The sequence below is a fragment of the Hahella sp. CCB-MM4 genome (assembly GCF_002260525.1).
Lineage (GTDB): Bacteria > Pseudomonadota > Gammaproteobacteria > Pseudomonadales > Oleiphilaceae > Hahella.
This window is the reverse complement of record NZ_MRYI01000141.1, coordinates 1-7,441: the sequence shown is the minus strand read 5'-3', so window position 1 is coordinate 7,441 and position 7,441 is coordinate 1. Positions and strand designations below refer to the sequence as shown.

8 protein-coding genes and 3 tRNA genes are annotated in these 7,441 nt (G+C 49.5%); 5 read left to right on the top strand and 6 right to left on the bottom strand.

Annotated features, from left to right (window positions below):
• Both BTA51_RS29730 and BTA51_RS29725 read left to right on the top strand, forming a co-directional pair.
• On the top strand, positions 1 to 308 hold a 308-nt coding region (locus tag BTA51_RS29730), incomplete at its 5' end, for a transposase (RefSeq protein WP_210404984.1).
• Between the two features lie 231 nt (positions 309 to 539).
• Positions 540 to 890 (top strand): hypothetical protein, encoded by a 351-nt coding sequence (locus BTA51_RS29725; protein WP_141215740.1) that lies wholly within the window; start codon positions 540 to 542, stop codon positions 888 to 890.
• Positions 891 to 1,841: 951 nt separating this feature from the next.
• On the opposite strand, the gene BTA51_RS29720 is transcribed toward BTA51_RS29725, so the two are convergent.
• The 6 genes from BTA51_RS29720 to uvrY all read right to left on the bottom strand — a co-directional run bounded on the left by BTA51_RS29720 (position 1,842) and on the right by uvrY (position 5,366).
• Positions 1,842 to 1,929 (bottom strand) — tRNA-Leu (locus tag BTA51_RS29720).
• 14 nt (positions 1,930 to 1,943) lie between these two features.
• A tRNA-Cys gene (locus BTA51_RS29715) sits at positions 1,944 to 2,017 on the bottom strand.
• Between the two features lie 52 nt (positions 2,018 to 2,069).
• Positions 2,070 to 2,145 (bottom strand) — tRNA-Gly (locus tag BTA51_RS29710).
• Positions 2,146 to 2,304: 159 nt separating this feature from the next.
• Positions 2,305 to 2,898, bottom strand: a complete 594-nt coding sequence (gene pgsA / locus BTA51_RS29705) for a CDP-diacylglycerol--glycerol-3-phosphate 3-phosphatidyltransferase (protein WP_094712631.1) — start codon at positions 2,896 to 2,898, stop codon at positions 2,305 to 2,307.
• Entirely contained in the window at positions 2,891 to 4,738 is a 1,848-nt protein-coding gene (gene uvrC, locus BTA51_RS29700) for an excinuclease ABC subunit UvrC (protein WP_094712630.1), read from the bottom strand. Before uvrC ends, pgsA begins: the two co-directional genes overlap by 8 nt.
• A complete protein-coding gene (gene uvrY, locus BTA51_RS29695; RefSeq protein WP_094712629.1) occupies positions 4,713 to 5,366 on the bottom strand; it encodes a UvrY/SirA/GacA family response regulator transcription factor in 654 nt (217 codons plus the stop codon). Before uvrY ends, uvrC begins: the two co-directional genes overlap by 26 nt.
• Before the next feature lie 177 nt (positions 5,367 to 5,543).
• Between uvrY and BTA51_RS29690 the strand changes: the two genes are divergently transcribed.
• The 3 genes from BTA51_RS29690 to BTA51_RS29680 all read left to right on the top strand — a co-directional run.
• Positions 5,544 to 6,083, top strand: a complete 540-nt coding sequence (locus BTA51_RS29690; protein ID WP_094712628.1) for a PaaI family thioesterase — start codon at positions 5,544 to 5,546, stop codon at positions 6,081 to 6,083.
• 97 nt (positions 6,084 to 6,180) lie between these two features.
• Positions 6,181 to 7,089, top strand: a complete 909-nt coding sequence (locus BTA51_RS29685) for a carbon-nitrogen hydrolase family protein (protein WP_094712627.1) — start codon at positions 6,181 to 6,183, stop codon at positions 7,087 to 7,089.
• A 119-nt stretch (positions 7,090 to 7,208) separates the two neighbouring features.
• On the top strand, positions 7,209 to 7,441 hold a 233-nt coding region (locus BTA51_RS29680), incomplete at its 3' end, for a hypothetical protein (protein WP_141215739.1).

The following is a 7,441-nucleotide window of genomic DNA, read 5'->3' as shown; positions in this document are numbered from 1 at the left end:
GCATGCGCAACCCGACCGCTGCAGATCACCGCAAGGGCACTGGTCGACAGGTGTCATTCATCATCGAACGCCGACGACCGCCAAACTATACGGACTGGATGAAGCACCGGGTGGATAGCCCCAAGGGCAAGGAAATCTACAGCCATCGAATGCCGGTGGTAGAGCCGGTGTTCGGCAATATCACCATCAACAAAAAGTTGAGCCGGTTTAGCTTACGAGGCAAGCGTAAGGTGCAGAGCCAATGGCAGTTGTACTGTCTGGTGCATAACATTGAGAAGTTGATGAATTATGGGACGTTAGTTAATTAGCTGGAAGGCTACGAAACCCTGCGCAGAGCAGCCGTGACAGTGGCTATCAGGCCCGCTTTACCGAAACAGGAACGAGTGATTGCACTGGGCGGAAACCTGGGGCAAAGTTGGGGAAATTAAATTGATTAGGAAAGTCTGTGGGTAAACCTGTTTTACGAGGGTTTTTCTACAGGCTCGTTATGCAGCAGCACTAAATCTAAAACGATGAAATGCGAAATATGTAATATTGAAATGCTCGAAGTTCATAGATATGAGTTTAGGGACACTATACAGCATATTCATTTCTGCCCAAGATGTAGAGCTGAAATCTCGGAAGAGATGATTGAAGGGCATATAGAATTTGAAGATGATTTTTTTGTCCTGGTTAAAATTCCAGAAAAGTTGACGAACACTCATTTGAAGTCATTGCGAGCACTGGATATAAAATTAGCAGATATGCCGATTATGGATGCCAAACGCACTCTGGAGCATGTCATCGAATGGTGCATTGGACCATTTTGGCCTCCAGATAAGGCAAATGACGTGAAAGAAAGGCTTGCAAAGGTAGGTCTGATTTCTTATGTCAAAGCTACCAGCGCATAATAAGTTGCAGCAAGGGACCCAGCTACGCTCCGCCTATTTGTGGTTCGCTGCGCTCAAATTACCACAAATAGGCTCCACTACGCTGAGCTCCTGTGCAAAACGTTAAGCCCTCAAGGGCGGATTCAAGCAATTATCCCTATCCAGCCATATCGGCTTCTGTTCCAAAATCTGATTAGATGCCCACTTTGGTGACCTGCGTGGACGCTTTGTGGACGGGTGTGCCCAATTTTCGGAATTTTGAAATTTCTGTATTTTTAAGTTATTGAAAATAATAAAAAAATAAATCGTATGTTCTATGTAAATGTTGAGCAGCCGGATTAGCAATCCGTGCTCTCTGACTGGGAGAAAACTAACACAAATTAGAGGGCGACCCGGGAGGGTCGCAATCACCAGGTATCCATTGCAGTTTTAAAAGGCATCCGTGCGAGTGACTGCGGCCATAATAAAGGATCAAGATTATTGCTGTTGTGAGACATTTTCTAAAAGGTTATAGGAATTCACGTAATTGCTTTCCCTAAGCTTAAACTAGCAAGGCGCTTGTGTAGAGGCTTAAGAAGATTGGGATCACAATCGGATGGGGCATATTTCGACGCTGACAGGCTTGTACAGCAGGTGGGGGGGGGCAAAAAGACCCAAACAATTTTTGCGTCGACACTTTGTTGACACTTTCAGTGTGAATTGCCAGAAAGTGCCAACATATCTACAAAGACCGAGCTGTGCAATAAGGTAATTGGTGCCCGGGGCCGGAATCGAACGCGGCCAGCTTGGTCGGCACGACGTGACGGTGAGCAACTGAATTAATAAGTGGCTCGGATATGTGTATTAACTAGGGGTTTATAAGTGGTGCCCGGGGCCGGAATCGAACGCGGCCAGCTTGGTCGGCACGACGTGACGGTGAGCAACTGAATTAAAAAATGGCTCGGGTATGTGTATTAACTAGGGATTTATAAGTGGTGCCCGGGGCCGGAATCGAACCGGCACGGTATCAAATACCGAGGGATTTTAAGTCCCTTGCGTCTACCAATTTCGCCACCCGGGCACTTTAGAGAAGAATGGAGGCGCGGGTCGGAATCGAACCGGCGTACACGGAGTTGCAGTCCGCTGCATGACCACTCTGCCACCGCGCCTTTATGCTTGCCTTAAGCTAAAAACCCCGACTCGGCCGGGGTTTTTGGAATTTGGAGCGGGAAACGAGACTCGAACTCGCGACCCCAACCTTGGCAAGGTTGTGCTCTACCAACTGAGCTATTCCCGCATAATCACCTTAGAACCTCTGAAGACTTCGCCTCATCCGTTCAAGTGGCGCATAGTTTACTTCTTTGAGGTTGGCTGTCAAGCCTGATTATCGATTGTTATGAAAATCTGTCTTTATTTTTTTTAAATTCAATCAATTAAGGTCAATTTATAAACTGAATTATGAGCTTTGATTATTGCTTGTACTGGTTAGCTCAGGCCAGGCCGCTTTCAAATAGACAATCATTGACCAAAGAGTCAGGACGGCGGCGACATACAACAGTACCAAACCAAGCAATGCACCGTGGGTATCGGGTGGAAACGCCAGCAGACCGATGATGGCAAACATCTGGCAGGTGGTTTTGATCTTGCCGATGAAATTGACCGCGATGCTGGCCCGTTTCCCCATTTCCGCCATCCATTCCCGCAGGGCGGAGATCACGATTTCCCGGCCGATAATGACAATAGCCGGGGCAGTCAGCAGGACGGTGTGATGTGCCTCTACCAGCATGGCCAGGGCCACGGCCACGATGACCTTATCTGCTACCGGATCAAGAAACGCCCCAAAGGGTGTCATCTGATTCCAGCGTCGGGCGAGATAGCCGTCCAGCCAGTCGGTGAAGCCTGCCAGGGCGAATATCGCCGCAGCTGTGAGGTAGCTGCCTTCAAACGGGAGATAGTAAACCAGGACAATGACAGGTATAAGCGCCAGTCGACCAAGCGTCAGAAGGTTGGGTAAATTTAGAAATACTGATTTTACTGCTGGTTTATTCATGAAAAGCCGTAAAAATGGATTGGGCTAACACCTGGCTGATGCCAGGCACTTTCTTGATGTCCTCAAGACTGGCCCGCTCTATATTGCGGACACTGCCGAAGTAATTCAATAGATCTCTGCGACGTTTTGGACCGACACCGGGAAGATCATCCAATACCGATTTGCTTCGCGTCTTCTGACGCTGCTGACGGTGACCGGTGATGGCGAAGCGGTGGGCTTCATCACGGATTTGTTGGATAAGGTGCAGGGCGGGGCTGTCACTGCGCAGATTCAGAATCGATTTGCCACCGGCCAGTAACAACGTTTCGAAGCCGGGCTTGCGCGTAACTCCTTTGGCTACGCCGACAAGGGTGACACCGTCGATCTGCAGTGACTCAAAAACCGATACCGCAATTCCCAGCTGGCCTTTGCCGCCGTCGATCAATACCACATCAGGAAGACCGATATCGCTGTCCTGAAGTTTGTTATAGCGTCGCTCCAGAGCTTGCTCCATCGCATGGAAATCATCGCCGGCGGTGACGCCTTTGATATTAAAGCGCCGGTATTGATCCTTAAGTGCACCTTCAGGGCCAAATACAACACAAGAAGCCACTGTAGCCTCGCCGAAGGTGTGGCTGATATCAAAACATTCCACACGGTTGATGCTGGATTCCAGATTAAGAGCGTCACAGAATTGTTGCCAACGAGAGGTCTGGGCCTCCTGTGACTGAACCCGAATGGCGAGAGACTGAACCGCATTGGTCTTGGCCAGATTCAACCAATCGGACCGTTGACTGCGGACATTGTGCTCAATACGAATCGATCGGTTAAACGCTTCGCCGAAGGCTTCCTTAAGGGATTCACCTTCGGTCAGGGCGGGTTCCGTAATGATTTCCTGGGGAATGCCGTAGACCGCATGGTCACCAAAATAATACTGGCTGACGAAATCGTTCATGAAGGTGTCGGCTTCAGTCAACTCTTCGAAGAAAAAGCTTTTGGATCCGCTGACCCGGCCATCGCGAATAAACAGAGCGTGAATGGTGATCTGATCCGATTCCTGGGCCATGGCGAACACATCGATGTCCCGGCTGCCGCCTTCGATGGACTGGTGTTCCTGCACCCGACGCAGAAAGTTGATCTGGTCTCTCAGCATCGCCGCTTTTTCAAACTCTAAATCCATGGACGCTTTCTCCATATTCGAAACCAGCTCTTTAATGATTTCGGGATTGCGTCCTTCCAGGAACATGGTGGCATGCCGCATGTCTTCGGCATACTCCTCCTGGCTGACCAGGTCCACACATGGCGCACTGCAGCGACCGATCTGATGCTGCAGGCAAGGGCGGGATCTGTTTTTGAAGAAGCTCTCGTCACATTGGCGGATCTTGAAGATTTTCTGCAGCAACGAAAGGCTTTCCCGGACCGATGCCGCGCTGGTGTAGGGACCAAAAAAACGACCCCGACCGGCTTTCTTCTGTCTTACACGACGGAAGGTCAGGGATGGATATTTGCTGTCGCCGGAGAGATAAATATAGGGGAAGGATTTATCGTCTCTCAGCAGAATGTTGTATGGCGGACGATGTGTCTTGATCAGGTTCTGCTCAAGCAGCAGGGCCTCTGTCTCAGAGTTGGTGACCGTGACTTCTATGCTGCGGATTCGCTCCACCAGAGCCTGAGTCTTGATATGGAGGCCTGTGCTGCGGAAATAGCTACTGACCCGCTTCTTCAGGTTGCGTGCTTTACCCACATACAATATCCCACCCTTGGCGTCGTACATCTGGTAGACGCCGGGGCGGGAAGTCAGGGTTTTCAGAAAGGTCTTTGAATCGAAGCTTTGATCAGAGTCCGCCAACTTGGTTTGCATCCAACATTCCGTGGCGAATAGCCAGCAGGGTGAGTTCCACGTCGCTGCTAATCGACAACTTTTCAAAAATACGATAGCGGTAGCTGTTAACGGTTTTCGGACTGAGGCAGAGTTTGTCCGAAATTTCCTGCACCTTCTGGCAGTTGACGATCATCATGGCGATCTGCATTTCCCGTTCGGAAAGATTGCCGAAAACGTCAGTATCTTCAGATTCAAACGGACGCAGGGCCATCTTCTGTGCGATATCCGGGCTGATGTAGCGTTGCCCGGCATTCACGATGTGAATCGCCCGCATGACTTCTGAAATATCCGTGCCTTTGGTGATATAGGCGGAAGCTCCGGCCTTCATGACCCGGGAGGGGAATGGATCATCTTCACAGGCGGTTACCGCGATGACTTTGATACTTTCATCAATTCGATGAATGCGGCGCATGGCTTCGAGTCCGCCAATGCCGGGCATCCGAATGTCCATAAGGATAATATCAATGGGACGCTGTCGGACCAGACTGACGGCTTCCTCCCCGGAACGGGCTTCAGCGACTACTTCGACACCGGTCTCATCTTTCAGCATTCGGGACAGACCGGCTCTTACCAGTTCATGATCATCCACGATAAGCAATCTGATCAATTCTTCACCTCAATTCCGCTGGCCTTTTAGTAATGTCATTATAGGAAAGGCCGTATCAAAACGATAGCATAGTGTATCAGGCTCCCGGGTTATTAGCACCGAGGCAATTGAATAATAAAGAGAACCTGAAACTTCCCAGAACAAAGAACAACGATCGATAAGACATAGGAGGCACTGATGAATGTGCTAGACGCACTGGCCAACTTTACAGCAAAGGTATTTGATGATGAGGGGGTTAAGAATCCCCGTGGCCTGATTGGTAAAATTAAGAAGTCAGGCGGCTATCTGACACTGAACAAAATAATCAGTTTTGCCATTCCATTTGCCGGTCGTGCGGGGTTTGAGGTGACTGAACTGAGACGTGGGCACTTGAAAGCAAAGATTCCCTTAAAAGGGAATACCAATCACATCAACAGTATGTACGCCGGTGCATTGTTCACACTGGCGGAAATTCCAGGTGGTGTGATGGCGATCTATGAATTTGGCGCAGACTATTACCCCGTCCTAAAGGAAATGAGCATCAAGTTTTATGTTCCGGTGAAATCTGATTCCTGCGTTGAGTTTGATATGAGCGAAGAAGAGATGAAGCGCATTCTTGCAGGCGCGGAAGAAGATGGGAAATGTGACTATACGCTCAGCGGCAAAGTCTATGACGCTCAGGGACAACTGGTTGCTGAGACTCAAAACTACTATCAGTTACGTAAGAAGAAAATTTAGTTGCGGCTAGCTGTTAATTGCGCCGACATTATGAATGTTATTGGATGTCGCCTTTGTCGATCGTCGACACCCCAAGTAAAGCACCGGAAAGGTATCAATGACCGTTAAATCTGAAAACATGGAAATCCACAGCCCTCATCCGGACAGTGTTCGCGTCGGCAGTATCCAATTGCAAATGCGGCAATATGCTTCACTGGAAGAATTTTTGGACTGTATCGAACATTTCCTCGTGTCCATGGCAGGGTATGACTGTCGATTGGTGGTATTGCCAGAACTCTTCACCTTGCCGTTAGCCGGAATGGGGGAAGATCAGTCCATGAACCTTTTGGCTCAGCATTCAGGGGCGGTCGTTCAACATATCTCAGGTCTGGCTGTCAGACTGGGGGTCGATGTGCTGGCAGGATCGGTGCCGGTGCTCGAAGGTGGAGAGCTGTTTAATATTGCTTATCTGTGTCGGTCAATGGGGAGTATTGAGGCGCAGAAGAAGATTCACCCCACGCCTTATGAGCGGAAATACTGGGATATCAAGGGCGGTAATGAGCTCAATGTCTTTGAGACGGACTATGGACGTGTCGGAGTGCTGATCTGTTATGACGTCGAGTTCCCTGAACTTGGAAGATTGTTGGCTGACCAGCAGATGGATTTGTTATTGGTACCGTTCTGGACGGACAATCGGCAGGGCTATTTGCGGGTGCGCTATTGTGCTCAAGCGCGCGCCATAGAGAACGAATGTTATGTGGTGCTTTCCGGAACGGTGGGCACGGTTCCGGCCATTGAAATGATCGACAACCAATATGCCCAGTCGGCCATTCTGTCACCGTCGGACTATGGCTTCCCCCGTGATGGTGTTGTGGAAGAGGCGCTACCGAACAATGAAATGATGATCGTGGCAGACGTGGATCTGCGGCGTTTACGTCGATTTCGCGAGAATGGAACGGTTTCCAATCTGAAAGACCGGCGCTTGGACCTGTACAGCCTGAACTGGCTTCCCGGAAAGGTGGACTGAGGATGTAAGACGTTAATCGCTCCATCGATATGACCAAATTGGCATTTCAAAGTCTCACGTCTTGCTAAATGACATCAGACTTCTGCAAAATGCCTGTGTCTATTGGAAGGTAGCGCATAATGACGAAAGATTACGGGGAAAGCCTGAAGGATGTCCTGACCAGAAAGATCATCAGGGCAGAAAGGGATTTGCAGCAATTGAAGATGGACTATTGCCGCTTCGTGTTCGGTATTACCCACCGCTCCAAGGTCCGCCATGACGACCAAGTCTATCTGGTGAAATCCGTTGATCTGGAATCCATGAAACGTCTGGAAAACGGCGAGTGGAGCCAACCGGGAATCTTTTTTTTTTT